We start from the raw sequence: 17,140 nt of genomic DNA, 5'->3' as shown, positions 1-17,140 counted from the left end.
CACATCCTCAGCCCCGGATGACCCACGCCGCAAGTGGCCTGGAGTCTCGGGTGTCAGTGGTTGGGTGGGATCACCCGGAGATGGCCCCGGCGACCCTGCTGGGGAGTCGGGGGCTTGGACTTGTCGTCCTCGGGCGGGCGGGGTGGGGCCGGGCGGGCGGCCTCCCGGACCGCCTCGGCCAGCGCGACGAGGTCGTCCGTGGTGGGCGGCGGCGGCTCGAACTCGCCCTCGTGCCGCACCACGTCCCAGCCGCGCGGCGCGGTCAGGCTGCGGGCGTGCTGCTCACACAGGTCGTACGTGTGCGGCTCGGCGAACGCCGCGAGCGGGCCCACCACCGCCGTCGACTCGTTGTAGACATAGGTCAATGTGGCGACCGCTTGCCGGGGGCAGCCGTTACGGGAGCAGCGCCGTGGTGACCTCACGTGCGGCAGGGTATCCCCATTACCGGGTTCGGCGCACCGCTTCGCGTTACGACACGCCCGTCATGGTGATCACAATCTGCCTCCTCGGCGCACCGGCGCGCCGGGCAGCCGCGCGACGGCGAACGGGCCCGGTCACCGGGCTACCCTGTCGGTCATGACGAGCCCGCAGAACCGCCGCCCCGGCTCCGGCCGGCGCACCCATCGCGACCGGCACGGTCGGGGGCTGCGCGGGCGGCTGGTGCCGGCCACGGTGCCGCTGGCCCGGACCAAGGCCGAGGTCTTCGACGACCTGGTGCTCGACACGGTGGAGACGCTCGAACGCCGGTTCGCCAAGGAGTTGGCCGGGGTGGAGTTCGCCGTCGAGGACGTTCCGCCGGATTTGAACGTCTACGACTCGGACGTGCTGGAGGACGGCGAGGTGCCGCTCGCCCGGCTCCTGCCGGGTCGGCCCGGCCGGCAGGAGGTGCCGCCGCGCATCGTGCTCTACCGGCGGCCACTGGAGTTCCGCGCGATGGACCGGGAGGACCTGGCGGATCTCGTGCACGACGTGATCATCGAGCAGGTGGCGAACCTGCTCGGGGTCGACCCCGACGAGTTGGCCTGATCCAGGTCGACCCCACGGGCCGGGCGGCCCCCACCGCCCCGGCCCGTGCGCGGGTCAGGCGGCCACGCGCCGCTTGAGCTTGCGCCGCTCCCGTTCGGAGAGGCCGCCCCAGATCCCGAACCGCTCGTCGTGGCCGAGCGCGTACTCCAGACATTCCGTCTTGACTTCACACCGCGAGCAGATGCGCTTCGCCTCGCGGGTCGAACCGCCCTTCTCGGGAAAGAACGCCTCCGGGTCGGTCTGCGAGCAGAGCGCCCGCTCCTGCCACTCCGGCGCGTTCCCGAGCAGGTCGGCCACCTCGAGCTGGCCGTCCATCAATTGCCTCCTTGTCGCGCACCGGCGTCATTCGCCGCTGCAACCCCCCACGCGAAAGGCGTGCGTGTCCGTACGGGCCCTATTTGATGCGTTCCGTGCGAACAACCCCATTCAAATTACACGCGTGTAATGCGTGCGCCGTCAAGCCAAACTTGATAATGGAGTCGCCCTCCCGACACGAGGGGGACGACCGCCGCGGTCGCCCGTAGCCTCGCAACCTGCCCTATCGATTCAGACCCCGGACGAGTAACGCCCCTCCCGGCGAGTTGCCCCAAGTTTTCTGCCGTGGCGCACCACCGGCGGACCGACCGGCGCCCCCGCCGGCCGTCGCCCCAAGATCACCAACGGTGGGGCAAAGGGTAACGCGCCCCGGCCGGGTACCGCTCGTCGAGCCGTCAACGCCGACCGCGCCCCGTCCAACATGTGGACGGGGCGCGCAGGGTGGGCGGAGCGGCCGATCAGTCGTTTCTGGTCGGTGAGCTGGTCGGCCAAACGAACTCGGCGATCGACCCGCCGGTGACGGAGATCGTGCCGGCCGGCGTGTCCTCGTCCCACCAGACGGTATAAACGCCCGCCTCCAGGTCCGGGTAGACCGCACTGTGGAACACGCCGTCCTGGACATGTCGTTCCCGCACCGCGGAGTGGGTACGCGGGCCCTCCCGGTCCGCACGGCTGATCTCGATTTCGCGCCGGTGCAGGTCCCGCCCGGTGTGGACGATCAGCGCGCCGGAGTCGCCACCGAGGTCCAGCATGACGGTGCCGCTGAACGACGGCCCGAGGTCGTGGTGCTGGTGCCTGTGCATCCCGCGCTCCCGTCAGGACTTCTTCGCCGGCGGGTTGTTGAACCCGTCGTACGGCGTGCCGAGGAACGGGAAGTCGGCGAGGAACGGCGCGGTCACGTCGGTGGCGTCCAGGCCCGGCGTGACGGCCGCCGCCGCCGCGTCCGGCTTGAACGTCTTGTCGACGAGCGGCACGGTGAGCCCGGCGATCGCCCGCAGCGCGATGGTCACCACGTCGTCACCGATCCGCCGGCCGTTCGGGAAGCCGGCCAGGTCGCCGCCGAGCACCCCGAACCGGTCCGGCTTGGCGCTGGGCCGGATCGCCGTGTTCAACCGCAGCATGTCGGCCTGCGTGTCACCGGTGGTGTTGGCGAAGCCGTTGATCAGCCCGGCCGGTAAGCCGGTCAGCAGGATCGCCACCAGATCGGCGCGCGGCTTCTTCGCCTTGTTCAGCGCGTCCAGGTTTCCGAACACGCCCGGGTAGAGCGCCGGCAGCAACGCGGCCAGCTCCGGCCGCTCGACGAACCCGGCGAACCGCTTGTCGTCCGACGGCGGCAGCGTGTTCCACAGATCCTTCTTGGACATCGGCACGATGACCTCGTTGAACAACGGGTTGCCGAGGCGTGACACCTGGACGAAGGGGCCGGTGGCGGTGTCCGCCGACACCCGGTCCCCGAGCACCCGGACCTGCTGGCGGGACGCGCTGGTCCAGACGCCGATGGTGGACGCGCGGTCGGCGTAGCCGTACCGGCTGGCCCTGCGGCGGACCTTGCTCAACGGCACCTGGACGGCGATGCTGTGCACGTTCAACCGGTCCAGCGCGTTGACCGGCTCGCCCTCGGTCTTGAACAGCTTCTTGCCGGCGACGTGCAACTGCTGGAACGGCCGCAGCGTGCCCAGGTCGAACACCGCGCCCAGGTCGACGAAGAAGCCGTCGGCCCGCTGGCCGGCGAAGACCTTCTCCCCGGTGGACAGCTTGAACGTGGCCTGCCGCACCAGGTTCTGGTAGTTCGGGATGGACAGCGGGCCGACGTTGCACGGCGGGCAGGGCAGCTTGTTCGCCAGCACGTGCTCGCGGCCGTCCGCCACCCGGGTCAGCTTGTAGAACTGCCGCCGGTTCCAGTTCTTGCTGTCGAGCGAATCGATCGGGCCGGTGTTGTAGAGAAAGCTGTTCTGATTCGTGATCTCGGTGGTGAACTCGAACCGGTAGGTGACGTCCGGGTAGCCGTCGCCGTCGTTGTCGACGTGGATCTCGTACCGCACGTCGTCGCCGAACTCGAAGAAGTTGGGACCGCCGGACGGAAGCTGCACCGGCACGTAGTTGGCGATCAACGTGACCGTGTCCGGTCGGCTCGGGCTGACGAACGCGTACAGGTCGGAGCTGTCGGCGACCGGATCCTTGGCGATTTCCGGCGCTTCGCGGTGAGAGGACATGGCGGACCACACCTTCGTCGGGGGACGTGAGTCGGACCGGCGCCGGGAGCCCGCGCCGGGAGGGAGCGGGATCAGCGACGGGCGGCGCGAACCAGACGGTCGGCCAGGCCGCGGTCGCGTACCTGGACCCGGGTCGTGCCGACGAAGACGTCCATCGTGCCGGTGGCGGCGTCCCGGAGATGGACCACGATCGGCTCGTCCCGCCGGCTCGCCGACGGGGAGTTCTGCGCGGCGGACAGGCCCGGCACGGTGAGGGCAGCCGCGCCGAGCGTGGCGCTCGCGGCAGCGGTCAGCGTCTGCCGGCGCGTCAACCGCGGCCAGGTCCGCCGCTTCGGGGCGTCGGTGGTCTCGTCAGTGCTCATCGGCAACCTTTCCGGACCGGCGCCGTGGCGCCGCGGGGGCCGGGCACCCGGACGCCGCCGGGTCCCCGGGCTGGGGTCACCGGCGGCGGTCCTCGCCGCAACCGCCGCCGGCATCCACAGGTACGGCGCGGGGCGGAAAAAGGTTCGACGTCAGGCGCCGACGTGACCGTACGCGGTCGTCCGCTTGCGGAACGGCCGCCCGGCCGCCGCCGCGATCCCCCGCAACTGCTCCTCGGTACGCGCCGAACCGTTGCCCGAGCCGGCCATCCGGGAGATGGTCTCCTCCATCAGCGTGCCGCCGAGGTCGTTGCAGCCGCCCCGCAGCATCTCCACCGTGCCGGCGTCGCCGAGCTTCACCCAGGAACACTGGATGTTGTCGATCCGGCCGTGCAGCAGCAGGCGGGCCATCGCGTGCACCACCCGGTTCTCCCGCCAGGTCGGCCCCGGCCGGGCGACCCCGGCCAGGTAGATCGGCGCGTTGGTGTGCACGAAGGGCAGCGCCACGAACTCGGTGAACCCACCGGTGCGGTCCTGCACCCCGGCCAGCACCCGGAAGTGGGCCAGCCACTGGCCGGGGTGGTCGACGTGGCCGTACATCATCGTGGAGCTGGACCGGATGCCCAGCTCGTGGGCCGTGCTGACCACCTCGACCCAGGCGGAGGCCGGCAGTTTGCCCTTGGTGAGCACCCAGCGCACGTCGTCGTCGAGGATCTCGGCGGCGGTGCCCGGGATGGTGTCCAGACCGGCCTCGCGTAGGCGGCCCAGCCACTCCCGCACCGGCACGCCCGCCTTCGCGGCGGCGGTGACGATCTCCATCGGGGAGAACGCGTGCACGTGCATTCCCGGCACCCGCGCCTTGATCGCGCGGACGATGTCGGCGTAGCCGGTCACCGGCATCTTCGGGTCGATGCCGCCCTGGAGGCAGACCTCGGTGGCGCCGCCCACCCACGCCTCCTCCGCCCGGTCGGCCACCTGCGACAGCGAGAGCCGGAAGGCGTCGGCGTCGCTCTCCCGCTGGGCGAACGCGCAGAACCGGCAACCCACGTAGCAGACGTTCGTGAAGTTGATGTTCCGGTTCACCACGTAGGTCACGTCGTCGCCGACCGCGTCCCGGCGCGCGTCGTCGGCGATCCGGCACAGCTCGTCGAGCGCCGGCCCGTCCGCGCCGAACAACGCCAGCGCCTTCGCCTCGTGCGCCGGCTCCAGCAACGCGGCCGGGTCGTCCGCCGCCAGCCGCAGGCCCGCGCGCAGGTCGCCGTCCGCGCCGGAGGCGCCACCGGTCCCGGGTACGCCGGCGCGGACCGCGAGCGCCTCCGCCGTCACCTTGTTCGCCACCTCGGACCAGTCGCCGTAGACGCTGTCGAAGTCGCCCCGCCGGTCCTCGGTGCGCCCGGTGACGTCGATGGTGGCGTGCAGGTCGGTCCGGCCGCCGAAGACCTCCTCCGGCTCCTGCCAGGGCCGCCCCACCGGACGGGCCTCCTCCACCGCCAGCCCGGTGACCGGGTCGGCGAGCGCGGTGACGTGCGGCAACAGCCGCGGGTCCAGCCACGGCTCGCCGGCCCGCACGTACTCCGGGTAGACGGTCAACCGCTCGCGCAGCGTGAACCCGGCGCTCGCGGTACGCGCGGCCAACTCGTCCAGGTGCGGCCAGGGCCGCTCCGGGTTGACGTGGTCGGGCGTGACCGGCGAGACCCCGCCCCAGTCGTCGATGCCGGCGCGCAGCAGCAGGTCGTACTCGCCCGCGATCAGGTTCGGCGGCGCCTGGATGCGGGCCTTCGGGCCGAGCAGCAGCCGGGCCACCGCCACGGTGGCGGCCAGGTCGTGCAGCTCCGCGTCCGGCATGCCACGCATCGCGGTGTCCGGCTTGGCGCGGAAGTTCTGCACGATCACCTCCTGGAGGTGGCCGTACTCCCGCATCGCGCGGCGGATCGCGAAGAGCGCGTCGACCCGCTCGGTGAGGTTCTCACCGATGCCGATCAGGATGCCGGTGGTGAACGGCACGCCGACCCGGCCGGCATCGTCGAGCACCCGCAGCCGGACCGCGGGCTCCTTGTCCGGCGAGCCGAAGTGCGGGCCACCCGGCTCCGACCAGAGTCGGGTGGCGGTGGTCTCCAGCATCATGCCCATGCTCGGCGCGACCGGTTTGAGCCGCTGCAACTCCGACCAGGAGAGCACGCCCGGGTTCAGGTGCGGCAGCAGGCCGGTCTCCTCCAGCACCGCCACCGCGCAGGCGCGCAGGTAGTCGAGCGTCGAGTCGTACCCCCGCTCGTCCAGCCACCGCCGGGCCGCCGGCCACCGCTCCTCCGGACGGTCGCCGAGCGTGAACAGCGCCTCCTTGCAGCCCTGCGCGGCGCCCTCGCGGGCGATCGCCAGCACCTCGTCGCGCTCCAGGTAGGCGGCGGGCAGCCGGTGCGGCACGGTGGCGAACGTGCAGTAGTGGCAGCGGTCCCGGCAGAGCCGGGTCAGCGGCACGAAGACCTTCTTGGAGTACGTGACCACGCCGGGCCGGCCGGCCTCCCGCAGCCCGGCGTCGCGGGTGTCACCGGCGACGCGGAGCAGCTCGTCCAGCGCCGCCCCGCGCGCGGTGAGCAACGCCGTCGCCTCACCCACGTCAAGCGCCCGGCCGGTGGCGGCGCGGCCGAGCGCCCGCCGAACCTCGGCCCCGTTCGGAACGCGCCCACCGTGATCACCCATCCCCCCAGCCTATGCGCCCGCTCAGGTGTAAGGCGGGGCCCCTTGTTAACGCATTTGGTAGAGGAGGGGCCCCCGCTTAACACGACACGCGGCGGAGCGGCGGGCGGGCGGCGGGGAAGGCCGCCGCCCGCCGCCCGCTGGGTCACCGGGACTGGTTCGGGTCCTCGCGGTCGAAACGCTGGGTGCGCTCGTCGTCGGCCGGGGACGCCGGCTGGCCCGGCTCCCCGGGCTGACGCGGGATGGCCTGGGTCGGGTCGGCCGACGGCGGCTGGCCGAACGGCGGTGCCGGCGGCGTCGAGCCGGGCTGGGACCCGGCCGACGGGGCACCGGGCTGGGACCCGGCCGACGGGCTACCGGGCTGGGATCCGGCCGACGCACCACCGGGCTGGGACCCCGCTGACGGGGCACCGAACTGCGGGCCGTCGAACGGCGAGCCGGGCTGCGGGCCGCCGAACTGCGGACCGGACTGTGGGCCGCCGAACTGCGGGCCGCCGGGCTGCGGGGCCCCGAACGGCGGGGCCGACTGCGGGGCGTGCGGCGGGGCGGTGTTGAACGGCGGCGCCGACTGCGGCTGGCCGTACGGGCCGGCCTGCGGCCAGCCGGGCTGCGGCGGCGCGCCCGCCTGCGGGTAACCCGCCGACGGGTGACCGGGCTGCGGGGGCACACCGGCCGGCGGGTACCCGCCCGGAGCCGGATAGCCGCCGGGCTGGCCGGGCTGCTGCGGCCAGCCGGGCTGGGCCTGGCCGTAGACGCCGGGCTGCGGCTTGGGCCTCGGCACGTAGTAGAGCGTGCGCCAGATTTTGAACACCACGTACGCGGCGACCGCGAAGATCGCCAGCCAGGCCGCCCGGGTGAGCAGCCCGAGGAACGCGTCCAGCACCTCACCGTCGGCGAGCCGGCCGAGCAGCCAGATCAGGAACGTCAGCACCCCGAACACGGCGGAGACGCCGTACTCGACCAGTGCCACCAGGGTGATCAGTTTCGCCTTCGCCAGCGTCGGGCGGATGTGCGTGGCGAGGAGGACGGCGAGCAGCGGCAGGACCGTCGCCTCCAGGCCGACGAAGGCGTAGAAGGTGCTGCCGGCCCGGCCGCCGAACGTGCTGTAGTCGTCGACCGGCACCAGCAGGCGCAGCAGGCCGACGAAGAGCAGCACGGCGTTCGCGCCGAGCAGGACGAGCGCGGCCAGTTCGCGCAGCGGCTTGGTCAGTTGGCTGGCCTGCGCGGCGTCACCGGACGCGGGCTCGGCGGGGCTGGTCACGGACTCCCCCAGGGGACGAAAGCGGACAGTTGGCGAAGTGAGCCTAGTCTCTCCGGCCACCTGGCGATCGACGGCGGCACGTGCGGAAGGATGGACGGCATGCGCATCGTGGTACTGACCGGCGGCATCGGGGGCGCCCGCTTCCTGCTCGGCGTCCGGGCGTACGCCCGGGAGGTGGGCGCCGAGGTGACCGCCGTGGTCAACGTCGGCGACGACCTGTTGCTGCACGGGTTGAAGGTCTGCCCGGACCTGGACAGCGTGCTCTACACGCTGGGTGGCGGCGCGGACCCGGAGCGTGGCTGGGGCCGGGCGGGCGAGACCTGGACGGTCAAGGCCGAGCTTGCCGCGTACGGCGCGGAGCCGAGCTGGTTCGGCCTCGGCGACAAGGACCTCGCCACCCATCTGGTCCGCACCACGATGCTCAACGCCGGCTACCCGCTCTCCCAGGTCACCGAGGCGCTGGCCAGCCGCTGGCAGCCCGGCGTACGCCTGCTGCCGGCCACCGACGAGCGCCTGGAGACCCACGCCGTCGTCTCCGACGGGCAGGGGCAGCGGGCGATCCACTTCCAGGAGTGGTGGGTGCGCTACCGGGCCGACGTACCGACGGACCGGTTCGTGTTCGTGGGCGCGGAGGCGGCGAAGCCGGCGCCCGGCGTGGTCGAGGCGCTCGCCGCCGCGGACGTGGTGCTGATCGCGCCGAGCAACCCGGTGGTGAGCGTCGCGCCGGTGCTGGCCGTGCCCGGCCTGCGTGACGCGGTGGTCGGCGGCCCCGCGCCGGTGGTCGGGGTGTCGCCGGTCATCGGCGGCGCGCCGGTGCGCGGCATGGCCGACCGTTGCCTGGCCGTGCTCGGCGTCGAGTGCAGCGCGGCCGGCGTGGGTGGCCTCTACGGCGCCCGTTCCGCCGGGGGCCTGCTCGACGGCTGGTTGGTCGCCGAGGAGGACGAGGGCGCCACGGTGCCGGGCGTGGTGGTCCGTGCGGCGCCGCTGCGGATGACCGACGAGGCGGCGACCACCGCGATGGTTCTCGCCGCGCTGGAGTTGATGTGAAGCTGGAGATCCTGCCGGTGCCGGGCATCGGCCACGTGACCGAGGGTGACGATCTGGCGGCGCTGATCGCCGGTGCGGCGCCCTGGCTGCGCGACGGCGACGTGCTGGTGGTCACCAGCAAGATCGTCTCGAAGGCGGAGGGCCGGCTTGTCGACGTGCCGGCGGACGGCCCGGAACGCCTCGCCGAGCGGGACCGGGTGTTGGCCGCCGAGACCGCCCGGGTGGTCGCCACCCGGGGCGCGACCCGGATCGTGCAGACCCACCACGGGTTCGTGATGGCCTCCGCCGGCATCGACGCCTCGAACGTGGACAAGACCCGGCTGGTGTTGCTTCCGGTGGATCCGGACGCCTCGGCGCGCGCGTTGCGGGCGGCGCTGCGCGACCGGCACGGCCTCGACGTCGCCGTCGTCGTCAGCGACACCATGGGCCGCCCGTGGCGCAACGGGCTCACCGACGTGGCGCTCGGGGTGGCCGGCATGCCGGCGATCCGCGACCACCGCGGCGAGGTCGACCCGTACGGCAACGAACTCCATCTCACCCAGATGGCCGTGGTCGACGAGTTGGCCGGCGCCGGCGAGCTGATCAAGGGCAAGTGCGATCAGGTGCCGGTCGCCGTCGTCCGCGGTTACCTCACCGCGACCCGGGACGACGACGAGGGCGCCCGGACCCTCGTGCGGGACGCGTCGCTTGACCTCTTCTCGCTCGGCACGGCCGAGGCGCGGGCCGCCGGCCTGCGGGCGGCGGCCACCCTGCCCGACGTGACCGGTCCGACCCCGGCCGACCCGGCCGCGGTGGACCGGGCGATCGCCGCGGTCGCCGAGGCGGTCGCCCCCGGCACCGTCTTCACCCACGTCACCGACGAGGAGGTACGCGCCGGATTCACCGCCACCGTGTCCGGCTGGCCGAACACCGCCACCGGCCTGGTCCTCGGTGCGGCGCCGACCCCGGTCGACCGGGCGGACCTGGTCCGGTTCGGCGCCGACGTGCAACGCCTGCGCACCGCGCTGGCCGCCGAGGGTGTCGGGTCGGTCCTGCTGCCGCCCCCGGCGGGCAGCACGGCCAGCGCCACGCTGGCACTCTGACCCGTCGAGCGGCACCTCTCAGGCGTCGAGGACGGCGCGGCCCAGTGGCGTCAACGTGTGCAGCACGGTGTTGCGGTCGCGGTGGCTGACCAGCAGCCCGGCGTTGCGCAGCACCGACGTGTGCTGGCTGGCCGCGGCGGCGGAGATGCGCAGCCGCCGGGCCATCTCGCCTGTGGTGCAGCCCTCGTCGGCGACCTGGAGCACCGCCGCACGGGTGCGACCCAGCAGCGCGGCGAGCGCCTCGCGCTGGGCGGCGGCGTCGTCCGGGCTGCCGCCGGTCTCGGGGGTGAGGCCGCCGAGCCGGTCGACCGGGTAGACCAGCACCGGGGGCAGGCTCGGGTCGAGCAGCGCCACCGGGTTTCCGGTGCAGAAGAACGACGGTACGAGCAGCAGGCCCCGGCCGTCCAGGTGCAGCTCCCGGGTGTCCGGGTAGTCGAGCACCTCGAGCACGCCGTCGGCCCACCGCATGGTGGGGCGCAGGCTGGCCAGCAGCCCTTCGGCGCCACCGTCGAGCATGGCCCGCGCACGCCGTGACCGGTCCGCCTCGACGGCGGCCTGGACCCGCGCCCAGTACGGGGTGACCGCGAGCGCCTGGTAACGCGCCATGGTGTCGGTGAGGTCCTGCAACGCCTCGGGCTCACCCCGGGCGAGCGCGGTCGCCGAGGGCGGCAGCGCGGTCTCTCCGGCGAGGACGGTCAGGTCGCGGCGCAGCATGCCGAGCGGGGTGCCGCGGACCGCTTCCAGCCCGGCCTCGAAACCGTCCCGGCTGGCGGACGGGGTGAGGAAGTCGGGAAAGTAGCCGCGGGGCGGGTTGAGCGCGAGGAGCAGCCGGTAGCGTTCGGCCCCAGTGTCGGTCCGCAGACCGCGCGCCACGCCGCGTCGCCAGGTGGTCGACAGCGGGTCACGGCTGCGCCCCTGGAGCAGGTGCAGGCTGAGAACCAGTTCCCACAGCGGGTCCGCGGCCGGGGCGACCCGGGTCCGCAGGATGTCCTCGCGCGAGAAAATGATCTTCAACATCAATCGCTCCCGGGTGGACGGCGGAGGTGCCCGCCACCCCTGGCACTTTACCCGCCGGCACTAATCTCCATTTTTAAGCGTGACGTGAAAGACCTCGACGTTTGGCGTACCGGTTCGGCAAACTCTCCCTTGCCCACCGACGCCGGGGCGCGTTGCCGACCCGGTCGCCGGCCGACGGGCGTGGCCGGACGGCACCACGAGGGTCTGCGGATCGCTCCGCAGGGGTGCCGTCCGGCCGTCGCTCATCCGATCCAGAGCGCCACCCGGTGGTCCTCGTCGGTCACGTAATAGCAGCGTCCCGCCACCTCGGCCAGCCCTTCCACGTGATGGAACGGCGCCAACTCCGCCACCAGCTCGGCGCCCACCCGGGCGTCCGCGCCCGGGCTGTGCCGGAACCGCACGTGCCGGGACGTCACCTCACCACCGTGCGGGTGGTCGTCGAGCAGCACCGAACCCTTGCCCAGCGCGTCGATCGAACCGATCACGGCCGCGTAGCCGCCGTCGCCGGTCGGCGTGATCGCGCGGAACCCGGCCAACGCGCCGGCCGGCGTCACCCCGGTCAGCGCGTACGCCCCGAGCGCCCGCGGCCAGCTCGCCACGTCGGCGTCGTCGAACATCCCGGCCACCCCGGCCACCTCGACGTAGATCGGCTCGCCCGCGGCGGTCACCGGGAAACGCAGCCCGAGCAGCACCGTCCCGGCCGGGGTGAACGCCGCCGCCTCGACGTTGAGGGGCAGGTCGTCTTCCGCCAGCCGGCTAACCCAACCCTTGGCCCGCGCGACGCCCCGGGCCACGGTCTCCACCACGAACCGCTGCCGGACCCGGTCGCCGGGCGGCAGCGGGGTCAGCGGGGCGGCGACGAGCGCGTCGTTGATCGCCCGGTGCAGCCGGAAGCGGTTGCGGACCACGTGCACGGCGAGCGACCCGCCCACCGCGTCGTCCTCCCGGAACCGGGCCACGAAGGCGCGACGGGGTCGCAGCGGCCCGCCCTTCGACCCGAAGTGCGAGCCGAAGACGTACACCCAGCCGTCGTGGTGGGCGAGCGCCTCACCGTCCTCGGTGCGGCCGTTCTCCCGGCCCGCGTCGGCGGGCACGTGGTGTGCCAGCCACTCGCCGTCGTCGCGTTCCAGCAGCAGCGCCAGGCACTGCTCCACCGGCCCCTCGTCCAGCACGGTCCAGAACCCACGCCGCGCGCCGTGGGCCCGCAGCAACGCCGGCGAACGGACCGGCAGCAGATCACTTGCCTCGTTGCCGGCCACCAGGAACTCGACGAGTCGCAGGGTCACCGGGTCAGGGTACGGAGACGACGCTCGTACAGTGTCGGGGTGCCTGACAGCGATCTCACCGCGTACGCCGACCTGCACGCCGACGCCGTCGCGGCGCTGAGCCGCTGGACGGCGGCCAGCCCGGCCGCCGCCGCGAACCGGGACCGGACGCTGACCCTGCTGGCCGACGGGCCGGTGGCGATGAGCCGCGCGCACCGGCCGGGACACGTCACCGCGAGCGCGCTCGTCCTCGACTCCACAGGCGACCGGGTGCTGCTCTGCCTGCACGGCAAGTTCCGTCGCTGGGTGCAGCTCGGCGGGCACTGCGAGCCCGGCGACCGGACGCTTGCCGCAGCCGCCCTGCGCGAGGCCACCGAGGAATCCGGAATCGCCGGCCTGACGCTCGATCCCGACCCGATCGACGTCGACATCCACCCGGTCACCTGCCAGGGCGGCTCGCTGCACTTCGACGTGCGGTACGCGGTGTTCGCCCCGGCGGGAGCGACGGAGCGGGTCAGTGACGAGTCCGAGGCGCTTGGTTGGTTCCCGCCGGACGAGCTGCCCGAGCCGCTGGCGCACGGGACCGCCCATCTGGTGGCGCCGGCGCTCGCCGCCCTGGCCCGCCGCGCCGCCGGCTGAGTCGCGCACCGGCGGCCGACGGGCCGAAACCGGCCCCTAGGGACTGTGTCGAAGTCGGTCACAGCCACTCGTTGATCGCGGCGATGTGCACGGTGGCCTCGTAGCGGACGGCGAGTTTGTCGAAGCGGGTGGCCACGGCACGGTGGCGTTTGAGGCGGTTGATGCCGCACTCCACGGCGTGACGCTGCCGGTACCGCTGGGGGTCGAAGGCCGGTGGCCGGCCGCCCTTGGACCCCTTCTTACGCCGGTTCGCGTCCTGATCGGCCTTCGACGGGATCGTCGCGGCGATCCCACGTCGACGCAGATAGCGGCGGTTGGCCTTCGACGTGTACGCCTTATCAGCCAGGACCCGGTCCGGGCGGGTCCGGGGCCGGCCACCGCCGAGACGGGGCACCCGGATCCCGTCAAGCACCGGGATGAACTGCGGGCTGTCCCCGCGCTGCCCGGCGGTCAACACGATCGACAGCGGCTTCTGCCCCTGCTCACATGCCAGGTGCACCTTCGTGGTCAGCCCACCGCGCGAGCGACCGAGCGCATGGTCGTCCGGCTCGACCGTGACCCCGCCCGGCGGCTCGACCTGCAGATCCCCCTTTTACGCGCCCCAGCGGCGTGCTGATGCGCCCGAGCGACCGTCGAGTCCACCGACACGTCCCACACGACGCGTCCGCCCCCGTCAGCCAGGGCCTGTAACACGGTCAGGATCGTCGCCCAGGTCCCATCGCGCTGCCAACGCCGGAACAGCGCGTACACCGCCGCCCAGGACCCGTAACACTCCGGGACGTCCCGCCACGGGGCACCAACCCGTACCCGCCACCGAATCCCATCAATGAGCTGCCGTTTCGTCCATGTCGACGGCCGACCCGGCCGACGCCCCGCAGGCAGCAACGGCTCCAGCGCCGCCCACTGTGCGTCGGTCAGGTCATGCCGCCTCGTCACCGCTAGGGTGTCCACGAGGTCTCCGGTGTTCGGGTTCTGCTTGGTCGCTGAACCAGATACCGGAGACCTCGCTACATCTCGAACACCGACACGCCAAGACCCTCACCCAACAACTCAAGCCCTGGCACCGACTTCGACACAGGCCCTAGATCAGACCCTCCTCGCCGCGCTCCTTGAGCTGATCGACGATCTTCTTCACGTCCTGCGCCCGGTCGCGGGGGCAGACGAGCACCGCGTCCGGCGTGTCCACCACGATCAGGTCGTGCACGCCGACCGTGGCGACGAGGCGGCCGGAGTGCGGCACCACCACGGTTCCGGAGGTGTCGTGCAGCAGCACGCCCGGCTTCGCGTCGCCGCCGAGCACCACGTTGCCGCCGTCGTCGGCCGGCAGCACCTCACCGAGGGTGTGGAAGTCGCCGACGTCGTTCCAGCCGAAGTCGCCCGGCACGGTGGCCACCCGGCCGGCGGTCGCCGCGCCCTCCATCACCGCGTAGTCGACCGAGATCTTCGGCAGCGTCGGCCACACCGTGCCGAGCACGTCGTCCTGTTCCGGCGTGCCCCAGGCCGCCGCGATGGCGGTGATCCCCGCGTGCAGCGCCGGCTGCTGACGGGCCAGCTCGGCCAGGAAGACGTCCACCCGCCACACGAACATGCTGGCGTTCCAGAGGTGCCGGCCCGAGCGGACGTAGACCTCCGCCACCTCGGCGGCGGGCTTCTCCTTGAACTCGCGGACCGGACGCAGCGGCCCGCCGTCCACCGGGTCGCCGGTCTCCAGGTAGCCGTAGCCGGTCTCCGGCCGGGTCGGGGTGATGCCCACCGTCATCAGCAGCCCCTGCTCGGCGCCGCAGATCGCCTGCCGCACCACCTCGGCCCAGCGGACCGGGTCGCCGATCAGGTGGTCGGCGGCGAACGAGCCCATCACCGCCGCCGGGGCACGCTGGGCGATCACCGCGGCGGCCAGCGCGATGGCCGCGCAGGAATCCCGCGGTGACGGCTCGACCAGGACGTTCTCCTCCGGCAGGCCAGCCAGTTGCCGGGCCACCGCCGCGGCGTGCGCGGCCCCGGTGACCACGAGCGTGCGCTCCGGTGTGGTCAGCGGCGCCAACCGGTCGACCGTGGCCTGCAACAGCGAGGCGGGGGTGCCGGTCAGCGGGTGGAGGAACTTGGGATGGCCCGCGCGGGACAGCGGCCACAACCTTGTGCCGCTGCCGCCCGCCGGGATGACGGCGTAGAACATCAGCACATCATGCCCGAAGCGGGCGACCCGCCACGGTCGTCGCGAAGGATCCGCAGCGGACGTTCAGGAACGCGCCCGCCGCCAGGCGGCGATGTGTACCTCCGCGCTCGACTCCCAGGTGAACTCCTTGGCCCGGTCGAAACCGGCCTTCGCCAGGGAGAGCCGCCGCTGCTCGTCGTCGAGCAGGGCGCCCAGGTCGGCGGCGATCTGATCCGGGTCCTCGCTTGTGTACGCCACCGCGTCGCCGCCCACCTCGGGCAGGGAGAGCCGGGGCGTGGTGAGCACCGGCGCGGCGCACGCCATCGCCTCCAGGATCGGCAGCCCGAAGCCCTCGCCGTACGACGGGTAGGCGGCGACGAGCGCACCGCCGAGGAAGCCGGGCAGGTCGGCGTAGCGCAGATAGCCCGGGCGGAGCAGCCGCAGGTGCGACGGGACCTCGGCCACCGCGCGGTCGATGTCGTCGTCGTGCCCCTGGCCGCCGGCCACCACGAGCACCGGCGGGTTCGGCCGGTCGGCCACCGCCCGGGCCCAGCCGCGGATCAGGTTGGGTACGTTCTTGCGCGGCTCCTTGGCCCCGAGGAACGCGACGTAGCTGTTGTCGCCCAGCCCCAGCCGGGCCCGGACCCGGGCCTTCTCCTCGTCACCCGGCGCGTGGAAGGCGGCCTGGTCGACGCCGTGGTAGGCCACGTCGATCCGGGTCGGGTCGGCGTCGAGCAGCCGGATCAGCTCGTCCCGGGTGGCCTTGCTCGGCACGATCACCCGGGCGGCGCGACGCAGCGAGGTCTTGATCGCGCTGCGGAAGAACGTCCGGCGCGACTTGTCGTAGTGCTCCGGCTCGGTGAAGAACGTCGCGTCGTGCACGGTGACCGTCACCGGACACCCGGCCCGCAGCGGGCAGGTGTAGAACGGTGAGTGCAGCACCTCCGCGTTGACCTGCTGGGCCAGCAGCGGCAGGCCGGTCTGCTCCCAGGCGAGCCGGGCCGGGCGGTGCGCCACCGCCGCCGGCGCGGGGATGATCTCGGCGCCGGGCAGCCTCCGGGCGTAGCGCTCCAGGTCGGTGCGGAGGCTCACCACGGCCAGGTCGACGCCGTCTCCGCAGACCCGGCCGAGCGCGCCGAGCAGGCCGTCGACGTATCTACCGACGCCACCGCGATCGGCGGGGACACTCGTGGCGTCGATGAGAACGCGGGGCGGGCGACCGGCGGTCACGGGGCGACTCCTCAGGTGGCGCGTTTGTGGGGAACAACACTGTCGGCAAGCCTACGCCGGACCGGGTGTCCCACGCTGACTGCGACCCGACGGTACGCCGACTTGTCGCTGTCATCGAGTACGTACCCGGGCGGCGTATCGTTCGCGCCGATGGCCGACAACATTGCCCGGGTGTTCGCCGACACGATCGCGACCGACCCCACCCGACCGCTGCTGACCTGGTACGACGACGCCACCGGCGAACGCACCGAACTCTCCGGCGCGACGCTTGCGAACTGGGTCGCCAAGACCGCCAACCTGCTCGTCGACGAGGCCGGCTGCGCCCCCGGCGATCCGGCCGGCGCGCTGCTGCCACCGCACTGGCAGACCGCCGCGGTCCTGCTCGGCTGCTGGTCGGCGAAACTGACCATGATCGACACGCCGGGTCCGGTAGAGGTGCTGTTCACCGCCGTCGACCGGGTCGACGAGGCGGGCCGGTGGCCGGCCGGCGAGCGGTACGCCCTGGCGCTCGACCCGTTCGCCCTGCCGATGCGGCAGGTGCCGGCCGGCTGCGCCGACTTCGTGGCGGCGGTACGCGGGCACGGCGACCACTTCACCCCGTACCCCTCCGGTGGTGAGGCGGACGCGGCGCTGCTGGGTCGCGCGGAGGCCCGCGCCGCGGAGCTGGGTCTCACCGCCGGCGACCGCCTCCTGGTCGACGTGACCCGCCACCCCGACCCGGTCGACTGGCTGCTGGCCCCGCTGACCGCCGGGGCCAGCGTCGTGGCCTGCGCCCACCTCGACCGCGCCCGCCTGGACTCCCGGGCCGCGACCGAGAAGGCCACCCACATCCTGACCTAG

15 protein-coding genes and 2 pseudogenes are annotated in these 17,140 nt (G+C 73.2%); 5 read left to right on the top strand and 12 right to left on the bottom strand.

What is annotated here, in order from left to right; all coding sequences use genetic code 11:
* Positions 1-53: 53 nt before the first annotated feature.
* Positions 54-422: a DUF3499 domain-containing protein gene (locus O7619_RS08885; RefSeq protein WP_281584856.1), complete on the bottom strand. Its 369-nt coding sequence runs from the start codon at positions 420-422 to the stop codon at positions 54-56.
* Between the two features lie 154 nt (positions 423-576).
* On the opposite strand from O7619_RS08885, the gene O7619_RS08880 reads away from it, so the two are divergent.
* Positions 577-1,026 carry a metallopeptidase family protein gene (locus O7619_RS08880; RefSeq protein ID WP_018787548.1) on the top strand — a complete coding sequence of 150 codons (450 nt, stop codon included), beginning with the start codon at positions 577-579 and terminating at the stop codon, positions 1,024-1,026.
* A 54-nt stretch (positions 1,027-1,080) separates the two neighbouring features.
* Here O7619_RS08880 and O7619_RS08875 read toward each other — a convergent pair whose 3' ends face one another.
* The 6 genes and pseudogenes from O7619_RS08875 to O7619_RS08850 form a co-directional block, all read right to left on the bottom strand.
* Positions 1,081-1,341, bottom strand: a complete 261-nt coding sequence (locus O7619_RS08875; RefSeq protein WP_013284161.1) for a WhiB family transcriptional regulator — start codon at positions 1,339-1,341, stop codon at positions 1,081-1,083.
* 458 nt (positions 1,342-1,799) lie between these two features.
* Positions 1,800-2,144 carry a phospholipase gene (locus O7619_RS08870; protein ID WP_282286907.1) on the bottom strand — a complete coding sequence of 115 codons (345 nt, stop codon included), beginning with the start codon at positions 2,142-2,144 and terminating at the stop codon, positions 1,800-1,802.
* A 12-nt stretch (positions 2,145-2,156) separates the two neighbouring features.
* Positions 2,157-3,554 carry a DUF4331 domain-containing protein gene (locus tag O7619_RS08865; protein WP_282286906.1) on the bottom strand — a complete coding sequence of 466 codons (1,398 nt, stop codon included), beginning with the start codon at positions 3,552-3,554 and terminating at the stop codon, positions 2,157-2,159.
* Between the two features lie 71 nt (positions 3,555-3,625).
* The gene (locus O7619_RS08860) at positions 3,626-3,916 is read right to left on the bottom strand and encodes a hypothetical protein (RefSeq protein ID WP_282286905.1); all 291 of its coding nucleotides are present in this window, start codon (positions 3,914-3,916) and stop codon (positions 3,626-3,628) included.
* Between the two features lie 150 nt (positions 3,917-4,066).
* Positions 4,067-6,610: a bifunctional FO biosynthesis protein CofGH gene (locus O7619_RS08855; protein ID WP_282286904.1), complete on the bottom strand. Its 2,544-nt coding sequence runs from the start codon at positions 6,608-6,610 to the stop codon at positions 4,067-4,069.
* 562 nt (positions 6,611-7,172) lie between these two features.
* Positions 7,173-7,868: pseudogene (locus tag O7619_RS08850) on the bottom strand (hypothetical protein); the annotation flags it as partial.
* A gap of 99 nt (positions 7,869-7,967) precedes the next feature.
* Here O7619_RS08850 and cofD point away from each other — a divergent pair.
* Both cofD and O7619_RS08840 read left to right on the top strand, forming a co-directional pair.
* Positions 7,968-8,915 carry a 2-phospho-L-lactate transferase gene (cofD, locus tag O7619_RS08845; RefSeq protein WP_282286903.1) on the top strand — a complete coding sequence of 316 codons (948 nt, stop codon included), beginning with the start codon at positions 7,968-7,970 and terminating at the stop codon, positions 8,913-8,915.
* Positions 8,912-9,997, top strand: a complete 1,086-nt coding sequence (locus O7619_RS08840) for a coenzyme F420-0:L-glutamate ligase (RefSeq protein ID WP_282286902.1) — start codon at positions 8,912-8,914, stop codon at positions 9,995-9,997. The genes cofD and O7619_RS08840 overlap by 4 nt, the downstream gene beginning before the upstream one ends.
* A gap of 18 nt (positions 9,998-10,015) precedes the next feature.
* Here O7619_RS08840 and O7619_RS08835 read toward each other — a convergent pair whose 3' ends face one another.
* Positions 10,016-11,014, bottom strand: coding sequence for a winged helix-turn-helix domain-containing protein (locus O7619_RS08835; RefSeq protein WP_282286901.1), 999 nt, complete (start codon positions 11,012-11,014; stop codon positions 10,016-10,018).
* Between the two features lie 242 nt (positions 11,015-11,256).
* Entirely contained in the window at positions 11,257-12,300 is a 1,044-nt protein-coding gene (locus O7619_RS08830; protein ID WP_282286899.1) for a hypothetical protein, read from the bottom strand.
* Between the two features lie 39 nt (positions 12,301-12,339).
* On the opposite strand from O7619_RS08830, the gene O7619_RS08825 reads away from it, so the two are divergent.
* Positions 12,340-12,918: an NUDIX hydrolase gene (locus tag O7619_RS08825; RefSeq protein WP_282286897.1), complete on the top strand. Its 579-nt coding sequence runs from the start codon at positions 12,340-12,342 to the stop codon at positions 12,916-12,918.
* Between the two features lie 58 nt (positions 12,919-12,976).
* Here the strand turns inward: O7619_RS08825 and O7619_RS08820 are convergent.
* The 3 genes and pseudogenes from O7619_RS08820 to O7619_RS08810 all read right to left on the bottom strand — a co-directional run bounded on the left by O7619_RS08820 (position 12,977) and on the right by O7619_RS08810 (position 16,300).
* A pseudogene (locus O7619_RS08820) lies at positions 12,977-13,869 on the bottom strand (IS5 family transposase).
* Between the two features lie 130 nt (positions 13,870-13,999).
* Positions 14,000-15,091 (bottom strand): sugar phosphate nucleotidyltransferase, encoded by a 1,092-nt coding sequence (locus O7619_RS08815; protein ID WP_282286895.1) that lies wholly within the window; start codon positions 15,089-15,091, stop codon positions 14,000-14,002.
* A gap of 63 nt (positions 15,092-15,154) precedes the next feature.
* Positions 15,155-16,300, bottom strand: coding sequence for a glycosyltransferase family 1 protein (locus tag O7619_RS08810; RefSeq protein WP_282286894.1), 1,146 nt, complete (start codon positions 16,298-16,300; stop codon positions 15,155-15,157).
* 150 nt (positions 16,301-16,450) lie between these two features.
* Here O7619_RS08810 and O7619_RS08805 point away from each other — a divergent pair, with 150 nt between their 5' ends.
* Complete coding sequence (locus O7619_RS08805) at positions 16,451-17,140, top strand: TIGR03089 family protein (protein ID WP_282286893.1); 690 nt, start codon at positions 16,451-16,453, stop codon at positions 17,138-17,140.

Origin of the sequence: Micromonospora sp. WMMD998, assembly GCF_029581235.1 — a bacterium.
In the GTDB taxonomy this organism is placed as follows: Bacteria; Actinomycetota; Actinomycetes; order Mycobacteriales; family Micromonosporaceae; genus Micromonospora.
This window is presented reverse-complemented; position numbering and strand designations above follow the sequence as displayed.

Bases quoted from the DNA above. Each gene is read 5' to 3' on its own strand.
- O7619_RS08880 (WP_018787548.1), top strand. From the start codon at position 577: ATGACGAGCCCGCAGAACCGCCGCCCCGGCTCCGGCCGGCGCACCCAT.
- O7619_RS08875 (WP_013284161.1), bottom strand. From the start codon at position 1,341: ATGGACGGCCAGCTCGAGGTGGCCGACCTGCTCGGGAACGCGCCGGAG.
- O7619_RS08870 (WP_282286907.1), bottom strand. From the start codon at position 2,144: ATGCACAGGCACCAGCACCACGACCTCGGGCCGTCGTTCAGCGGCACC.
- O7619_RS08865 (WP_282286906.1), bottom strand. From the start codon at position 3,554: ATGTCCTCTCACCGCGAAGCGCCGGAAATCGCCAAGGATCCGGTCGCC.
- O7619_RS08860 (WP_282286905.1), bottom strand. From the start codon at position 3,916: ATGAGCACTGACGAGACCACCGACGCCCCGAAGCGGCGGACCTGGCCG.
- O7619_RS08855 (WP_282286904.1), bottom strand. From the start codon at position 6,610: ATGGGTGATCACGGTGGGCGCGTTCCGAACGGGGCCGAGGTTCGGCGG.
- cofD (WP_282286903.1), top strand. From the start codon at position 7,968: ATGCGCATCGTGGTACTGACCGGCGGCATCGGGGGCGCCCGCTTCCTG.
- O7619_RS08835 (WP_282286901.1), bottom strand. From the start codon at position 11,014: ATGTTGAAGATCATTTTCTCGCGCGAGGACATCCTGCGGACCCGGGTC.
- O7619_RS08815 (WP_282286895.1), bottom strand. From the start codon at position 15,091: ATGTTCTACGCCGTCATCCCGGCGGGCGGCAGCGGCACAAGGTTGTGG.
- O7619_RS08805 (WP_282286893.1), top strand. From the start codon at position 16,451: ATGGCCGACAACATTGCCCGGGTGTTCGCCGACACGATCGCGACCGAC.